Source organism: Nostoc sp. UHCC 0870, from assembly GCF_022063185.1.
Classification (GTDB): Bacteria; Cyanobacteriota; Cyanobacteriia; order Cyanobacteriales; family Nostocaceae; genus Trichormus.
This window is the reverse complement of the sequence record NZ_CP091913.1, coordinates 5,686,765-5,703,858: the sequence shown is the minus strand read 5'-3', so window position 1 is coordinate 5,703,858 and position 17,094 is coordinate 5,686,765. Positions and strand designations below refer to the sequence as shown.

Here is a 17,094-nt window from a genome sequence, read left to right as displayed (position 1 = left end):
GTGACAGGGGACAGGTGACAGAGAGGAGGGAAGTTTTTCTTTGATTTGCACCTTATACTCCCTCTTTGACGAATTCTAAACACAACTGCCGAAAGCGATCGCCCCGTACTTCAAAATTAGGGTATTGGTCGAAGCTAGCACAAGCTGGAGATAGTAATACTACAGATGCTTGATGTTGTTTGGCTAACTCTGCACCTCTAGGCACTGCATTCTCCATTGTTTCCACAATTTCATAATTGCTATAACCTAATTCTTGCAGACGTTGGGCAAATGCTGTTGCAGCTGCACCTATTAGCAAGACAGCCGCCGCTTTAGTTTGAATACTTGCTAACCAGCCAGTATCATCCCCTGGTTTAGCTTCACCACCAGCAATTAACACCACTGGACTACTCACAGATGCTAGTCCGACTTCCGCCGCATCGTAGTTAGTGGCTTTGCTGTCGTTAATAAAATCAATGCCTTCCCAAGTGCAGATATGCTCTAAACGGTGGGGAACTCCGGGGAAGTCTCGCACTGCTTTATCTATCGCCTCTGGTGCAATCCCCGCCAATCGTGCTGCGGCTACGGACATGAGTAAATTTTGCTGGTTATGCGCTCCCACCATCCGCAAGGCTGAGGCTTCAATGATTCTTTGGGGCGTAGAATCGGCTTGTAACTGCTCTACAACCCAACCATCTTCAATGTAAAAGCCTTTTTCCCCAATCAGAAAGTCTTTACCTTTAACACTTGTCCAGTAGGCATCCGGCCAGTCAGTTACGCCCACTTTTTGCAGATAAGCATCATCGCCGTTGAATACTTGCAATTGAGACTGACGTAACAGCTTGGCTTTGATGTTGTAGTAATTTTCTATAGTTTGATGACGAGCTAGGTGATCTGGGGTAAAAGTCGTCCAGATGCTAATCTGAGGAGCTAAAGACACAGAAGATTCTATCTGATAGCTGCTCATTTCTCCGATTACCCAGTCTGGTGCTTTTTCAGCTAAAGCTACTTCACAGGCAGCATAGCCAATATTACCACAAGCTGGGGCATCAAATCCAGCAGTTTGAAAAATTGCAGCGATTAAGGCGGTGGTGGTGGTTTTGCCGTTAGTGCCGGTGATTCCGACCCAAGGGAGCGATCGCAAATTTCGCCAAGCTAATTCCATTTCGCCAATTGTTTCTATGCCCAATTCTCGCGCTTTTACTAACGCTGGTATGTCCCAAGGCACACCGGGACTAACAACAATTAAATCGGGTAAATCAGCACCATCTAATTCTAGTGAATGCCCCAATTTAACGGTGATTTGTTCCTCGGCAAGTGCTTGTTGTTGTTTGAGAAGGATTTCGGAGGTGTTACGGTCACTAAGCATCACCTCCCAACCTTCCCGTTTCAACAATCTCGCCGCAGCAATACCGGATTTTCCGAATCCAATGATATGGGCGTTGGACATAGACTGTGGCAGAGTTCCCTGGTTAAGCACTCATTATGTTACCGCTAATTGGCAAAAATTACACCATGTTTTGTTGCTTTACGCTACAGATTTTTCAAATTTAGGGGTGTGGGGGTATAGGGGTATAGGGGTATAGGGGTGTGGGGGTAAGTTTAAGGGCAGGTTTTTCATCGAGTTATCAGTGAGGACTGCGAAATTCACCAAATTATGATAATTTCATCTACCTTTACACCCTTACACCCTCACACCCTTACACCCTTACACCCTTACACCCTTACACCCTTACACCCTTACACCCTTACACCCTTACACCCTTACACCCTTACACCCTTACACCCTTACACCCTTACACCCTTACACCCTTACACCCTTACACCCTTACACCCTTACACCCTTACACCCTTACACCCTTACACCCTTACACCCTTACACCCTTACACCCTTACACCCTTACACCCTAATTTTTTACAATTGCCCCAAAGTCAGCTAAAACACGGGCATGATTTCGCAATAATCCTAGCAAATTTAACCGATTCCGCTTAATTTCTGGGTCAGGATCAATCACTAAAACACTATCCGCCCCATCAAAGAAATTACCCACCGTTGGCGCGATATTTTCCAGTCCTGCTACTAACAGTTGATAGTTGCGTGATTGTTGTGCGGCTTGGGTTTGCGGTACTAGTTTGACTAAGGCTTCATAAAAGGCTGATTCGGAAGACTTTTGGAACAGTTCGGGACTGACTACACTTGTGGGGTCTAGCTGTTTGGTATCCAAATCACCTTGAGCAGCTAGCCGTGTAGAACGGTTCACGGTTTCGTAGATTTTATCTAGTGTCCCGTCGCGGCGGATTTGTTGCAGATATAAAGCGCGATCGCGTACATCTAATAAATCCTCTAAGGCCCTTTCTGTATATTCTGGGTCATTTTCGCCTAAAACAGCGTTTACCAAGTCGTAATCAATTTGTTTTTCCTCTTGCAACAAGGTACGAATCCGTTGTAAGAAAAAGTCATCTCTAAAAACTGCGTTAATCTCTGCTTGGTCTTGGCTGATGTAATGTTTTTCCGCAAAGTCTTTTGAGATTTGATCCAATAAATTTTTCAGGTTTATTGGCAAATTAGCTGCCCATGTGATGTTAATAACAGCGTTAGCTGCACGTCGCAAGGCGAACGGATCAGATGAACCAGTGGGTTTGGCTGCCAACCCCATCATTCCCAATTCCAAGATACTGACTAAGGTATCGAGTCTATCTGCCAAACCGACAACTTGACCTGTTAAGGTTTGGGGAAGGATGTCATCAGCACCTCGTGGTAAATAATGCTCAAAAATTGCCGTCGCGACTTCCGTTGATTCCCCGCTAGCGATCGCATATTTTTGACCCATAATCCCCTGTAACTCTGGGAATTCATAGACCATTTGGGTTACAAGGTCGGCTTTACATAATAATGCTGCTCTTTCGGTCTGTTGAGAAGCACTTGTAGTTAATTGCAGTTGACTGCTAATTCGTCCCGCAATCTTAACTATTCGATCTACCTTGGCACGCAAAGAACCCAAATCTTCTTGGAAGGTGACAGTTTCTAGTTGGGGTAAGTAATTCTCCAACGCCTTAGATAAGTCAGATTTGTAGAAAAACTGCCCATCTGCTAACCTGGCTCTGATTACCCTTTCATTCCCCACGGCGATAATCTCTGCTTTGTTGGGGTCGCCATTGCCAACGGTGACAAAATATGATTGCAGTGTAGTTGCACTCCCAGCCTTAAACACCGGGAAATAACGCTGGTGACTTACCATCACAGTAGTAATTACTTCCGTGGGTAAGGCTAAAAATTCAGTTTCAAATTTACCCACCACTGGGGAAGGCCACTCTACAAGGTTAGTAACTTCCGCTAACAAATCGGGGTACATTTCTGTACTACCGTTGAGTTTCTCAACCGCCGCCTGTACTTGTTCTTGAATTAAGGCTGTACGTTCGTGGGGGTCTACAATTACGTAAGCATAGCGCAGGGTTTTAACGTAATCGCTAGCGTTGTGAATGGTGACAGTTTCGGAATGTAAAACGCGATGACCGTGAGAGATGCGATCGCTCTGAATCTTAATTGCACCATTCTCTAATGCAATGGGCAACACCGACTCATCTAACAAACTCACTAACCAACGAATGGGACGGGAAAACCTCACATCCCCATCCCCCCAGCGCATCAACCGCTTACCTTCCAAAGTGTAAATCCACTGGGGGACAAGTTCCGTCAATATGTCCGCCACAGGCCGGCCGGGGATGCTTTTCTGCACAAACACAAAATCCCCTTTTTCGGTGGGGCGCACTTCTAACGCTTCAATCGCTACACCTTGCTTTTTAGCGAAGCCTAGAGCAGCTTGGGTAGGCTGACCATCTTTAAAAGCTGCTTGGGCTGGTGGCCCTTTGATTTCTTCTTCTCTGTCTGGTTGCTGAGATGGTAAACCAGTAATCAGTACCGCCAACCGCCGGGGAGTACCGTACACTTCTACAGATTCATAGGCGAGGCTATGGGCTGCTAAACTTTGGGGAATACGCGATCGCCATTGTGCGATCGCACCACTCAGAAAGCTTGCAGGTAGTTCTTCTGTACCAACTTCTAATAAAAATGCCGACATAGGACTCTGTTTTTAACTTTGCGTAGCTTAACTATTATTGGTCAATTCCAACAGTTTACCTTGCCACAATGCTGACGTAGACCATGCCAAGCTACTAAGGCTTCAACTGGTTTAATTGTTGCTGGCTAGATTTAGTTAAAATGATCTGCAATTGTGATTTTTGGTGGTAGCTTCATTTCTAAATTTTGTCTAATTCTTTTGATTGAGAATACTACTTCACTCCATTTTATTGATTCTTATAGAAACCAATTTACCATCAAATTCTCTACATATACATCTATTAGATTGATATTAACCTACTAATACTCCCCTTTTTCTATATCCATATAAGTTATATTTTGTCAAAACAATTTATATCCGTTTCCCCTGTTTTCAAACCAAATTCTTTGATAAACGCCATAGCAAGCCTACAGAGACGTATAACTAAATAAATTTTTAATATTTAAATAAAAATTTGCCGACAATTTTAAAGATTTGATAAATACACAGTAAATACCCTCATAATTAGTGAATATAAAACTACAATGTGCGTTTAAGAAAGATTAACAATATCGAGCAAAAATATAAACACAGACAAAAACCTATTGTTTTGATAACTTGATTGCGATGGAATCTCAAAACTAATAATTTTAAGTTTTAGTTAGGGATTGAGATGCTACTGGTATGTAATTCTTCTGCTGTAAGTTGTAAAAATTTGGGTTATAAATTTTTGTATTCACGTAAAAATTTAGATTACATCTCTCTTATACAAAACTATATATGGTGAAAATTCTTCCGAAAACAGCCCTCTGAACACCAACAAAACTTAGTTGACATTGACTGCACACGTTTTTTCAGGCTGATCTACAAAATTCATCTATATCTCATGCAAATTCTGATTTATTCTTACAACTATTACCCAGAGCCGATCGGTATCGCACCTTTGATTACCGAACTGGCAGAAGGTTTAGTAGAACAGGGTCATCAAGTGCGGGTAATTACGGGAATGCCTAATTATCCCCAACGAGAAATCTACGAAGGATATAGGGGTAAGTGGTATATTACAGAACAAAAAAATGGTGTAAAGATTCAGCGTAGTTATCTGCGAATTAAATCAAAGCCCAACCTGATAGATCGGTTGCTTTTAGAATTAAGTTTTATATTTAGCAGTTTGCCGCAAGCCTTCAATGGTCAGCGTCCTGATGTCATTCTCCTGACAATACCGCCACTACTAGTTTCACTACCAGCCATCTTACTAGGTCGTCTGTATAAATGTCCTGTAGTCCTGAACGTACAAGACATTTTACCAGAAGCAGCGATTCGTGTGGGACTGATGACAAATAAGCTGATGATTCGGGTCTGTGAAGCAATAGAGAAATTTTCCTACCGTCATGCTACTAAAATTAGCGTAATTTCCGATGGCTTCTTAGAAAATTTAGTGAATAAGGGAGTCAATCCACAAAAGATGGTTTGTATTCCCAATTGGGTCAATATTAATTTCATTCGTCCCTTACCTAAGAATAACCCTTGGAGAACTACTCACCAACTAGATGGCAAATTTGTGGTGATGTACTCTGGTAACATCGCCCTGACGCAAGGTTTAGAAACTGTCATCGCCGCCGCCGCTTATTTGCGCCATATTCCAGATATTAGTTTTGTGATTGTGGGTGAATCTACAGCCTTAACCAGATTGCAAAAACATTGTCTAGCTTGTGGTGCAGATAACGTTTTACTCCTACCATTGCAAAAGAGAGAACAATTACCCGAAATGTTAGCAACGGCTGATGTGGGATTGATTGTACAGAAAAGTAATGTGATTTCCTTCAATATGCCTTCTAAGATCCCTCTATTGCTAGCAGCTGGCCGTCCGGTAGTGGGTTCAGTACCAGCCACTGGGACAGCAGCTAAAGTAATTGTAGAGAGTGGTGGAGGTTTAATTGTAGAACCAGAGTCACCGGAAGCATTAGCCGCAGCAGTATTAGAGTTGTACAATGATTCTGAGCTAGCGGCTACGTTAGGATATAAAGGTAGACAATTTGCTCTAGAGAAATTCTCCTTTGAGCAGGCAATTGAGAATTATGAAGATTTATTTTGTGATGTCGTAGGTCAAAGACGACCAAGTTTAGATAAAGCAGAAAAATTGAGTCAGCCGAAATCAGTTGTAGATATTTCCAAATAACCCCTGTCACCTGTCACCTATCCCCTGTCACCTATCCCCTCTCCCCTGTTCCCCATCAAAAATGGAACTTGCGCCCCTATTACCAATAGCTTACCGGATTCTCCAACCGACTTTTCCCAACTGTCTGTGGCGTGGAAATCTTCACACTAAAACAATCGCCCTCACGTTTGATGATGGGCCTCATCCCCAATACACTCCCCAAGTGCTAGCAGTATTAGACCACTACAACGTCAAAGCTAGCTTTTTTTGGCTGGGTGCTTGTGTCAACCATTCACCAACCATTGCCAAAGCAGTGAGCGATCGCGGACACTGGATAGGGCTACATGGTTACAATCATCGCTCTTTTACTAGGCTTTCACCTCAAGACCTGAAAGAAAGTTTAGAAAAAACTCAAACCGCTATTTATAATGCTTGCGATATCCTACCTGTAAAAGTCCGTGATGTTAGACCGCCCAATGGTTTATTTACACCTAAGACTCTCACTTTATTTCGACAATGGCAATATCGGCCGGTGATGTGGAGTGTTGTCCCAGAAGATTGGGTTAGGCCAGGAGTAAATAAAGTAGTACAGCGAGTCATGAAGCAAGTACAAAACGGCTCATTGATTGTTTTACATGATGGTGCTTGTGGTGGACAAGATGTGGCAGCAACTATCCAAATTTTAATCCCTCATCTGCTACAAAACGGTTATAACTTTGTAACTGTTGATGCCCTATGGCAACAAGGGAACACCAAAAAATAAATTATTCCAAATTGACAGTTAGTAGGGTGCGTCAGTATGAATAATTTTTTGGTACAGTTAGGTTTTTTTGCACTGACGCACCCTACATTTTGGATATTTTTTTATCTGGAAGTCCCCAAATTCTAGACAAATATTAAGCATTAAAAACCTCTTAACGCCTATTTCCCAGGCAGAAATCAAGCCTGTTTTGACGGCTATAGCTTGATTTCCAAAGGGCATAATTATAGGAAACACAAAAAATATATCCCATAAATGCTTTTGGTAGAGTGCGTCATGAATAATTCCTTGGTATTTAAAGGTTTGGTTTCATCTGACTGACGCACCCTACATATTGGATATTTTTCAAAGATATGTTTCAGGTGCTTTTAACTTGTGCTTGTTGAGTAACCTCGGTATCAGAAGTATTAACTGGAATAGGCTCATGATTTCCTAACAGTTGATGTAAGTCATTTAATGAAGCTGTTTTGGCTACAGACTCATCTGTTGACTCGGTTGCATAATCTATTAGGTCTTCCACTTGACAATTCAAAGCTTTACAAAACCTAATAATTCTTTCAATATGCTCTGTCCCAGTTCGGCCGCTTTCCCAGTTTTGAATCGTGCTTTCAGTCACGCCGACAAGGCGAGACAGTTCAAGCTGGGTTAGCCCTGCTTTTTCTCGAAGCAAAGCGATCCTTGGTTTTGGCTTTTGTTTCACAGCTACAGCACTTTTATCTATCTATAGTCGTAGATCCTAGCACCAAAGAGAACCTTCGCCTATAAAATTACTAAAAAACTTTTGTATATTCATGAAAATATGTCACATACTGGATTGGCAATAAAATTTTTTTATATAAAAAATGCTATTTATCGCTTCTATATGATTTGGCGAACTTAAGCTGAAAGTTAATTATAGAATATCTCTATTTTAGAAAGACACCTGCAATTGAGTTTCTAGAGTAACACGCAACCACAAATCTCTAAAAGACCAAATGTAAAATCTATTAACAACACCTCTAAAATCTTCTGGCTGATTAGTAATAATTGCATCCAATTGATAATGTTGGAGACACACTACTTCTACAGCAGATTCAAAGTCTTTTAAAGGTGATAAACGTGCTGTGTGCATAATACTTTGGTCAACAATACAAATCTTAATCTTCCCTACTAACCAATCAACCACTGTATCAGCCATCTGACGATTTTTTAAACAAGCAGCATAAGCATAGATTTTATGCAAGCCAACATTTGTTAAGTACAGTTGAATAGATGGATCGACTATTTCTAATAATTTGCTAACATCTGCTGTAAACTCAGTCCGATTCATCACAGCTTCTAATATTAAATCACCATCAATTAAAATTCTAAACACGTTTAAATTTTCCTCTTAGAATTATCACTGGAGTTCTGAAAAATCGTAGGGCTACATATATCAACATCCCTACAGAACTCTATGCGAACTCGTAGGGTATTGGGAATTTTGCATTGCTCTTCCGGCTCGTTTACAGAAAACTGACTACAGACTCCTAAATTGTTCTCTAGTAGATACAACCTGAAGGAATGACATTCCTGTAATAGTTGGAAAATTAAATCAAAATTCAACTAGTAAGTAGTCGAACAAAATTAAATTTATTGATTGCGATACGTGAGAGGCTTCCCTGCGGGACGCTATGCGTTTCCTTATCTTTCCCTACGGGACTCTCCGCGAACGCAAAACTGCGTGAACGCGCAGCCTATCTCTACAGCAAGCTCCGCGAAAAGTCTAACTACTGACATTGATTTGACACCGATTTGCACTGGATGAGCAGTACATAAAAGTGACGTAAAATTATTGTTGATAGTTCCAAGAAGATACAATAAATATTCCAGGACTTCATACAGTTACTATTAATGCTACTAATAAGCTGATATTAGTATGTTATTAGGATCAGCAAGTAGTTCCATATGACGATCTAAAATAATTAGGATTGATATATAGGAGCAAACACTGTTATATTTACCTATACGTAGGAATGATGCAAGTATCACAATTAATGCCTCTTATATAGTGAGGAAGATGTCAAAGCCCTGTTGATTTTTGAGTTTTAAATTGTTAATGCTGCTATTCATTCATATTACGGTATGTAGCAACTGCGGATGGTGATATACGGTTGAGGTAACGGAATATCCAGTATTTAAAGATGGTATCTAAAATTACTGGGAAAGTAGCAATAAATAAGAAAATGAAGTCCCGATTTGCGGGTAATCCCCAGTGACGAGTCACACCTTCTAAGATGACTTCCCAACCATGCGGAGAGTGAAAGCCTACGAAAATATCAGTAAACAAGATAATAATAAAGGCCTTAGCACTGTCACTTAAACCATAGACAACATTATCAAAAAAATCTTTTAGCACCATAATAGAAGGTTTGCTCACGATGAGCAACCAAATGACCGCAGCAACAGAAAAAATATCTGCAAAAACATTTTTAATAGCATTAGCACTTTCACGACGAAACTCCTCTGCTACTTCACTAGCCTTTTGTTTCATCCGAGTTTCTATTTCTTCTAGAGCCAGAGGAGGTGCATTGCTAATTAAGTTCTCAAACTTGATTCGCTCTTCAAATTTTTGTAGTGTTAATAGTGCTGCTTCTTCCATTTCTTCATTAAGAAACACTTGTTCTGCTTGGGATGTTCTAAACCGATCAACAAGTGGCCCTACAACTAAAGCTTTTGATAACTGATGAACTAGAAGAGGTATAATAATAAGTAGTAAAATAAATCTGATAGAAATAATTGTTCTGCGTTGTGCTTGTCGGAAATTCTGCACAACATCTTGTTCAGAATTGGGGTCTAATTCAATCTGTAATCTTCCAATAGTGCTGAGAATAGAACGGGGTAAAATTCCCATTGAATCAGCTTTTGGGCGTTTTTTTCTAGGATCTTCTGGTGGTGATGTCGGTGCATAGATACGTTCTACTAAATCATTATTTTTAGATTTGATGATTCCTGGAGGATTAGTTAGAGATAGGTTATTATGAGAAACTGCATCATTGGGAATAATTGTAGATTGATTACCTAGGGATGGAGAAACTGTTTCTTGATGAAAATCCGTGTATTTTGAAGTAATATTATCAATAAAATTTAATTTTTCTAAAATTACCGTAGGGCTAAGATACTCTATACCTGCCTTATTAGCAGCTTTTTGATTAGATTCATTGACACACCAACGGCTAAATCGAAATTCTGTCAGACGCATTCTGACTAACTTTAGTTCTTTCTTAAGGTCAGACTCAAAATAATCCATTACACTACTGCTGTAGGTGGATGAGTTGAAATCTATTGTATTACCATTAAAATATCTATCTTCTATAGATTTAATTTTTAATGCTGCTTTGTAAGCTTCTTCTAAAGAGCGTTCCGGTGTCTGTAAATACCATCGATAAGTAGATAGTAAAAAAGGATAAATTTTTTGATTAAAAATAGAATTGTTCATTGTAGGTCATTTCCTAAGATTGTATATTAAGTAGGGCTTATTAACTTTAAATTAACGCAAAGTATAATAATAAATCTGCTAAGGAGAGAGTTGGTGGTTTCTCATTCTATTTGGATTGTTGGTAATAGCCGTACTGGTAAGACTAGCCGATTGGTAGAGCAATTTGGGAGTTGGCTACAAAATGAAAAAGAAATGTATAAATTATTTTATGCCAAAAAAGCAAAATTAGAAGCCAGAACTTACACGCTTCCATCTTCATTGATGCAGCAGGCAAAACCAGGAGTTTTGGTTTTGTCTGCCAATGATGATAATCGCCGAGAATTGGGTGATAAAATTGTTACTAATACTCAAGGAAAATATCCAGTTCGTGTCAGAACTCCATTAGGTTTTTTTCAAGATGATGTCATCTTATTTTGGCCATTACTGATTCAATTATTGAATCTAAAGGCACAATTTCCTGTAAGATTGCGCCCAGAAACTGAGCAAGAACTAGCAACCAAACTCTGGAGAACAGAGTTAAATGAAGAAATATTAAGGAGTGCGGGAGTAAATGAGTACCGCTTAGTGAGACGTATTTTAGATTTAATGCAATTAGCTGCTTATAGTGGGACAGCTTGCGAGGATATTGCTGGGATTTTGCAAACAGGTTTAGAGGAAAATAACGTCAATCTAGAGCCAGAATTTATGGCAAATTTACTGTTAGATTGGCGTAATTGGTGTTTAGAGAGAGGATTACTCACCTATGGGATTATTACTGAACTCTACACTCAGTATTTATTAACTAACGAGAATTACCAACAACACTTAGCTAACCGTTATCAGGCTGTTTTAGCAGATGATGTGGATGAATATCCTGGTGTGGTGCGTGATTTGTTGGAGTTGCTATTAGAACAGGGAGCAGTAGGTGCGTTTAGTTACAATCCTGATGGTGGGGTGAGATTGGGTTTGGGGGCAGATCCTGATTATATGTCAGGGTTGGCGGGGCGTTGTCAAGTGGAAAATTTGCCGGGACTTGCTGTTGACTCTCTAGCCAATAGACTAGCTATGCCAATGGTGGAATCACTTAGTACACCAATGGTATTGTCAGATTTACCAACAGTAGTGCAGTCCATCCAAATGACTTCTCGTTCACAACTATTACGACAAACAGCAGAAGTAATTGGTAATGCGATTAAGTCTGGACAAGTAGCAGCCGAAGAAGTAGCTATTATTGCCCCTGGTTTAGATGCGATCGCTCGTTATACCCTAGTAGAAATCCTCACCAAGCAAAATATCCCCGTCGAGTCACTCAATGACCAACGTCCCCTAATTAGTTCACCAGTGATTCGGGCATTACTCACCATGCTAGCCCTAGTCTACCCCGGTCTGGGACGATTGGTAGACCGGGATGCTGTAGCCGAAATGCTAGTTATCTTGAGTACAAAACCAGAACCCTCAGAAATCCCTTCCCCATTACCTACTCCCTACTCCCCACTCTCAACAAAAATTGACCCAGTACGGGCAGGATTACTGGCAGATTACTGCTTTGTCCCTCATCCAGAACACCCCAACTTGTTACCAGTTACAGCCTTCGAGCGTTGGGATCGCATTGGCTACGCTGCCTCTACAGCCTATACTGAGATTTTACAGTGGTTAGAACAACAGCGATCGCAAGAAGAATTACGTTTAATCCCCAGCCCCATTTCCCTTTTAGACAGGGCAATTCAACGCTTTTTGTGGAATGGTAGTAACCTCCCCTACGAACAACTAGCAGCACTACGAGAACTACTAGAAACTGCCCAACACTATTGGGAAATTGAGACAAGATTAAAACAAACAACACCAAACACTCTAGACGGGATGAATCGTGTCTCTAATAGTGCGATCGCCGAATTCATTCAACTACTGCGGCGGGGGACAATTACCGCCAACCCATACCCCCTACGTTCTCTTGGCAAAACCAGGAAGGCTATCACCTTAGCAACCATCTTCCAATACCGTGCTAGTAGAAGATTTCACCGTTGGCATTTTTGGTTGGATGCTGGTTCACCGTTATGGGCAAAAGGTGGGGCTGCTACCTTATTTGGTGCGCCTTTTTTCTTACGAAATAGGCTAGGACAGCCTTGGACAGCAGAAGATGAAAAGCTAGCAGAAGAAGCAAGATTACAACGGATTTTGAATGATTTGCTATCCCGTGTATCTGAAAGAATTTATTTGTGTCATAGCGATTTAGCCGTAAATGGACAAGAACAACTAGGGCCATTGTTACCATTAGTTCATGCTTCTGTACCCCTTGGAGTGATGAGTGATGAGTGCTGAGTGATGAGTGCTGAGTAATGAGTAATGAGTAATGAGTAATGAGTAATGAGTCTTGAGCCTTGAGCCTTGAGTACTGAGAAAATTCTTGTCTGACTTGTCCCCTCAGTTCCTCTGCTTTGTTGCCATAACTATTAAAATATTAAGTAAAGTAACAATAACTATAAAAAATCAGAGTTGAAATCAATGGCATTATTTGGATTTGGCAAAAAGCTGGTTATCCCTACTCCTGAGAAAGCTTTACCAGGAAGAACACAAACCATGCCCGTACCTGCCCATCACTACGTCAACAACAACCCACTCAAACCTCCCTTCCCTGAAGGAATGGAACAAGCAGTATTTGGTTTGGGTTGTTTTTGGGGTGCAGAACGGAAGTTTTGGCAAAAAGAGGGAGTTTATACAACAGCTGTAGGTTACGCTGCTGGCTTCACACCTAACCCCACCTATGAAGAAGTATGTTCTGGTTTGACTGGACACAACGAAGTCGTATTTGTTGTGTTTGATCCCAAAGTGATTAGTTATGCCCAATTACTCAAAGTTTTTTGGGAAAGTCATAACCCCACCCAAGGAATGCGCCAAGGTAATGACGTTGGCACTCAGTACCGTTCAGGAATTTATGTTTATTCCGCAGCCCAAAGACAGCTAGCCGAAGCCTCACGAGATGCCTATCAAACAGCCCTTAGCCCTGCCGGATATGGAGAAATTACTACAGAAATTCTTGATGCCCCTGAATTTTACTATGCAGAAGGCTATCATCAGCAGTACCTAGCTAAAAACCCTAATGGGTATTGCGGTTTAGGTGGGACAAATGTTTCTTGTCCTATAGGTGTCTTAGAATCTCCAGTGAATGGGTAGGAAGAAGTAGGCAGGGAGGGGAGCAGGGGGCAGGGGAAAAGGTATAATTTCTCATTACTCATTACTCATTACTCAGAACTCACCACTTCACTCCTTAGCAAGTTGGGCTTTTGCCTGCTGCCAAAGAGTTTCTAACTCATCCAAACTGTAATCAGAGAGGGGGCGGTTAACTACTGCCTCCATTTTTTGTAAACGCTGGATAAATCGCTGATTTGTGCCTTGTAAACCTTCACTGGGGTCAAGATTATGCCAACGGGCTAACTGAATCACTGCAAACAGTAAGTCACCTAACTCTGCTTGTTGGCGTTCCGGTGTTTCCTCCGCGACAGCCTGTTGAAACTCCTCTAACTCCTCATAAAACTTTGCCCACACCCCATCAATATTTTCCCACTCAAACCCAACCGCCGCCGCCTTTTGGGAAATCTTCATCGCTGCGGTGAGTGGAGGAAGAGTCCGCCCATAGCGGCTGAGTTTGGTACTGAGTTTTTGACTATCGGGCGATGATTCACCTTTCTCCGCCGCCTTAATTTGTTCCCAGTTTTGCCGCACCGCATCCACACTTTGCACCGACACATCACCAAAAACATGAGGATGACGACGAATCAACTTTTGGGCAATACCTTGGGCTACCTCTTGCAGAGAAAACTGACCCGATTCACTAGCTATTTGCGCCTGTAACACCACCTGCAAAAGCAAATCCCCTAATTCTTCCGCAACTTCTGTCTGCGTCCCATTCTTAATCGCATCTACCACCTCATAAGCTTCCTCAATCACATAAGGTGTAAGCGTTTCAGGAGTCTGTGCCAAATCCCAAGGACAACCCCCATCAGGCGATCGCAATTTCGCCACCACCTCAATTAACTCCTGCAAAGCCGCCAAAGTCCCAGCCTGATTTTGATTTAATTCCATAACTCCGCGTCCCTTCGCGTTTCCCTCCGCGTACCTTTGCGTTTCAAAACTTACCTCCTTTGATTTTTCCTCGCTCCCGTAGAACGACTAATAACTTTACGTTTCTTAATCTTGCTCCTAGGAAGTATTCCCCGAACCCCCTGCTTACGAAACCGCTTGTAAGCCGAACCACCCCAATCGCTGAGAGAATGACTCATTGCACCCAATTCTAAACCCAGAAATAGGGCAAAACATTCTGTAGCATAACTAGATAGCGATCGCCCCACAGTTCCCTCTAAATCCTGCCACGTAACGGTCACATTCCATAACTTCTCAGCTACAGCCACCATCACCATTGCCACGACAGCCAGCAAACTACTGAGATAAACCACCCGCAGCGTCGTACCAATAATTGGCCCGTGGGATAAAAAAGAACGATGCCGGAGACTTTTTTGGTAAGGTAGCCAAATCCAGCGTAAAACACCCCAGCGTTGATATTGACGGGAGTATATATCTAAATCAGGGCCGAACATCAACCCACCAAACATAAACCCACCAGCCACCAACAAAGTTACATTGCCAGAGCGAGTCTGCCAAAAGGACACACCCGCCACCATTGGCAACGCCCATAAAGTAATGCGATCGTGCGTTCGACCAGAGGGCATTTAAACGTTCTCAAAAATATTTTAAAAATTTTCTCAAAAATACTAGCGCGATTCAAAATATTTTGCTATAGTGATTAAATATGAGCGCAAACAAAAAGCGCAAACGGGTGGTTAGCTCAGTTGGTAGAGCGCCTGCCTTACAAGCAGGATGTCATCAGTTCGAGTCTGGTACTACCCATATTTATCAGAAAAGCTAGGTTTAAAAACCTCTGTGATTTTACCCATAACTTTGCCGCATTCTACTCCAAGCTTATGCTTGCAGTAGAATGCGGCAAAGTTATGGTTTCAGCTTTTAAAGCGTATAGGTAAAACTATAACAGCTTATAAACAGAACTCACGTCTTGCATCATTAAAAGCAGCGCGAACTTGTTTATTGATAATTAGAGTAAGTGTTCTGGGACAATGATTGCGGTGGCCTTTATTTTTTATTTATAACACTCTCTAAGTTGATTTTGAGTCATAGCTAGAAGAGCCAGAAAAATTCCCACGATGAAAAAAACTCGTAACAATAGAATGCAATAGATATGAACTTCTACTCAGATGACAGTAACTCAAAACTTACCCGACGGGCCAAAAATCCATTATTTACGCCGGCTGTTCAAGTTCATTACTCAGCCAGTGGAGTATGTGGAAGATTTTGCCAAGGTTTATGGTGATAACTTTACAGTCTGGAGACGGAATAAGGATAACCAAATTGTCTATTTCAGCCATCCTCAAGCATTAGAGCAGATTTTTACGGCTGATGCTAAATGTTTCGAGACTGGAGGGGGGAACGGCATTTTAAGGTTTTTATTGGGGGATAATTCTGTCATTTTACTGGCAGGCGATCGCCACCAGCGTCAACGACAATTATTAACGCCGCCTTTTCATGGTGAGAGAATGCGGGCTTACGGACAAGCGATTCAGGAGATAACACAACAAGTAACCCACGATTGGGAAATTGGCAAACCCTTTAATATCCGCGCCTCCATGCAAGAAATCACCATGCGCGTCATCTTGCGAGTAGTGTTTGGTGTAGATGAAGGGGCAATGTTCCAACAATTGCGGGAAACCCTCACTGCCGTATTAGACTTGATTGGCTCTCCTTTAATGTCTACCGCTTTCTTTTTTGATTTCATGCAAAAAGATTTAGGTGCATGGAGTCCTTGGGGGCGAGTAGTGCGCCTGATTCAACAAATCGACCAATTAATTTACGCTTTGATTGCAGAACGTCGGGCTGAGTCTGGAGCAAATCGCCAAGATATTCTTAGCTTACTAATCTCGGCTCGTTATGACGACGGACAGCCGATGTCAGATGTAGAATTACGTGATGAATTAATGACAATGTTGGTTGCAGGACATGAAACTACTGCTTCCGCATTGACTTGGGCTGTTTATTGGCTTGACCAATTGCCAGAAGTGCGTGAGAAATTATTACAGGAATTAAATACTCTCGGTGTTAACCCAGAACCGAGTAATATTGCACGCTTACCTTACCTAACAGCCGTCTGTCAAGAAACCCTGCGGATATACCCAATTGTTTTAGGTGGGTTTTTGCGGATTGTTAAATCACCAATTGAAGTTATGGGTTATCAACTGACCAAGGGAACGTTAGTAGTTCCCAGTATTTATTTAGCACACCACCGCGAAACAGTTTACCCACAGTCTAAACAATTTCAACCGCAACGCTTTTTAGAAAAGCAATTTTCCCCTTACGAATATTTGCCCTTTGGCGGTGGGAATCGTCGCTGTATAGGTTTAGCATTTGCCCAGTACGAAATTAAAATTGCCTTGGCGACGATTTTATCGCAGTATCAAGTTTCTCTAGTGAATAAACGTCCCGTGCGTCCTGTACGCCGTGGTTTAACTTTAGCAGCACCAGCCAGAATGCGAATGATAGCAACACCACAGGTTAGTCAGTGAACAGTTATCAGTTATCAAGACATATGGTAGGGGTTTGAAACCCACCACTAACACCGATATCTATGTTGGGTTAAGCG

Annotated in this window: 12 protein-coding genes and 1 tRNA gene; 6 read left to right on the top strand and 7 right to left on the bottom strand. The window is 41.6% G+C overall.

Annotation, left to right across the window (positions count from 1 at the left end; all coding sequences use genetic code 11):
* Positions 1-52: 52 nt before the first annotated feature.
* Positions 53-1,429 (bottom strand): UDP-N-acetylmuramoyl-L-alanine--D-glutamate ligase, encoded by a 1,377-nt coding sequence (gene murD, locus L6494_RS24200; RefSeq protein ID WP_237990270.1) that lies wholly within the window; start codon positions 1,427-1,429, stop codon positions 53-55.
* A gap of 457 nt (positions 1,430-1,886) precedes the next feature.
* Positions 1,887-4,058 carry a glycine--tRNA ligase subunit beta gene (gene glyS, locus L6494_RS24195; protein ID WP_237990269.1) on the bottom strand — a complete coding sequence of 724 codons (2,172 nt, stop codon included), beginning with the start codon at positions 4,056-4,058 and terminating at the stop codon, positions 1,887-1,889.
* 865 nt (positions 4,059-4,923) lie between these two features.
* Here glyS and L6494_RS24190 point away from each other — a divergent pair.
* Together L6494_RS24190 and L6494_RS24185 are read left to right on the top strand one after the other, a co-directional pair.
* Positions 4,924-6,216, top strand: a complete 1,293-nt coding sequence (locus L6494_RS24190) for a glycosyltransferase family 4 protein (protein WP_237990268.1) — start codon at positions 4,924-4,926, stop codon at positions 6,214-6,216.
* Between the two features lie 61 nt (positions 6,217-6,277).
* Positions 6,278-6,958, top strand: a complete 681-nt coding sequence (locus L6494_RS24185) for a polysaccharide deacetylase family protein (protein WP_237990267.1) — start codon at positions 6,278-6,280, stop codon at positions 6,956-6,958.
* Positions 6,959-7,313: 355 nt separating this feature from the next.
* On the opposite strand, the gene L6494_RS24180 is transcribed toward L6494_RS24185, so the two are convergent.
* From L6494_RS24180 to L6494_RS24170, 3 genes are all read right to left on the bottom strand, one after another.
* Positions 7,314-7,655, bottom strand: coding sequence for a helix-turn-helix transcriptional regulator (locus tag L6494_RS24180; protein ID WP_237990266.1), 342 nt, complete (start codon positions 7,653-7,655; stop codon positions 7,314-7,316).
* Positions 7,656-7,865: 210 nt separating this feature from the next.
* A complete protein-coding gene (locus L6494_RS24175; protein ID WP_237990265.1) occupies positions 7,866-8,309 on the bottom strand; it encodes a hypothetical protein in 444 nt (147 codons plus the stop codon).
* A gap of 729 nt (positions 8,310-9,038) precedes the next feature.
* Complete coding sequence (locus tag L6494_RS24170) at positions 9,039-10,412, bottom strand: proton extrusion protein PcxA (RefSeq protein WP_237990264.1); 1,374 nt, start codon at positions 10,410-10,412, stop codon at positions 9,039-9,041.
* Between the two features lie 93 nt (positions 10,413-10,505).
* Between L6494_RS24170 and L6494_RS24165 the strand changes: the two genes are divergently transcribed.
* Both L6494_RS24165 and msrA read left to right on the top strand, forming a co-directional pair.
* Positions 10,506-12,710, top strand: coding sequence for a recombinase family protein (locus tag L6494_RS24165; protein WP_237990263.1), 2,205 nt, complete (start codon positions 10,506-10,508; stop codon positions 12,708-12,710).
* Positions 12,711-12,893: 183 nt separating this feature from the next.
* Positions 12,894-13,562, top strand: coding sequence for a peptide-methionine (S)-S-oxide reductase MsrA (msrA, locus tag L6494_RS24160; protein WP_237990262.1), 669 nt, complete (start codon positions 12,894-12,896; stop codon positions 13,560-13,562).
* Between the two features lie 87 nt (positions 13,563-13,649).
* On the opposite strand, the gene mazG is transcribed toward msrA, so the two are convergent.
* Positions 13,650-14,471 (bottom strand): nucleoside triphosphate pyrophosphohydrolase, encoded by an 822-nt coding sequence (mazG, locus tag L6494_RS24155; protein WP_237990261.1) that lies wholly within the window; start codon positions 14,469-14,471, stop codon positions 13,650-13,652.
* A 50-nt stretch (positions 14,472-14,521) separates the two neighbouring features.
* Positions 14,522-15,115: a metal-binding protein gene (locus L6494_RS24150; RefSeq protein ID WP_237990260.1), complete on the bottom strand. Its 594-nt coding sequence runs from the start codon at positions 15,113-15,115 to the stop codon at positions 14,522-14,524.
* A 105-nt stretch (positions 15,116-15,220) separates the two neighbouring features.
* Between L6494_RS24150 and L6494_RS24145 the strand changes: the two genes are divergently transcribed.
* Together L6494_RS24145 and L6494_RS24140 are read left to right on the top strand one after the other, a co-directional pair.
* Positions 15,221-15,293, top strand: a tRNA-Val gene (locus L6494_RS24145).
* Between the two features lie 362 nt (positions 15,294-15,655).
* A complete protein-coding gene (locus L6494_RS24140; protein ID WP_237990259.1) occupies positions 15,656-17,017 on the top strand; it encodes a cytochrome P450 in 1,362 nt (453 codons plus the stop codon).
* Positions 17,018-17,094 lie beyond the last annotated feature (77 nt).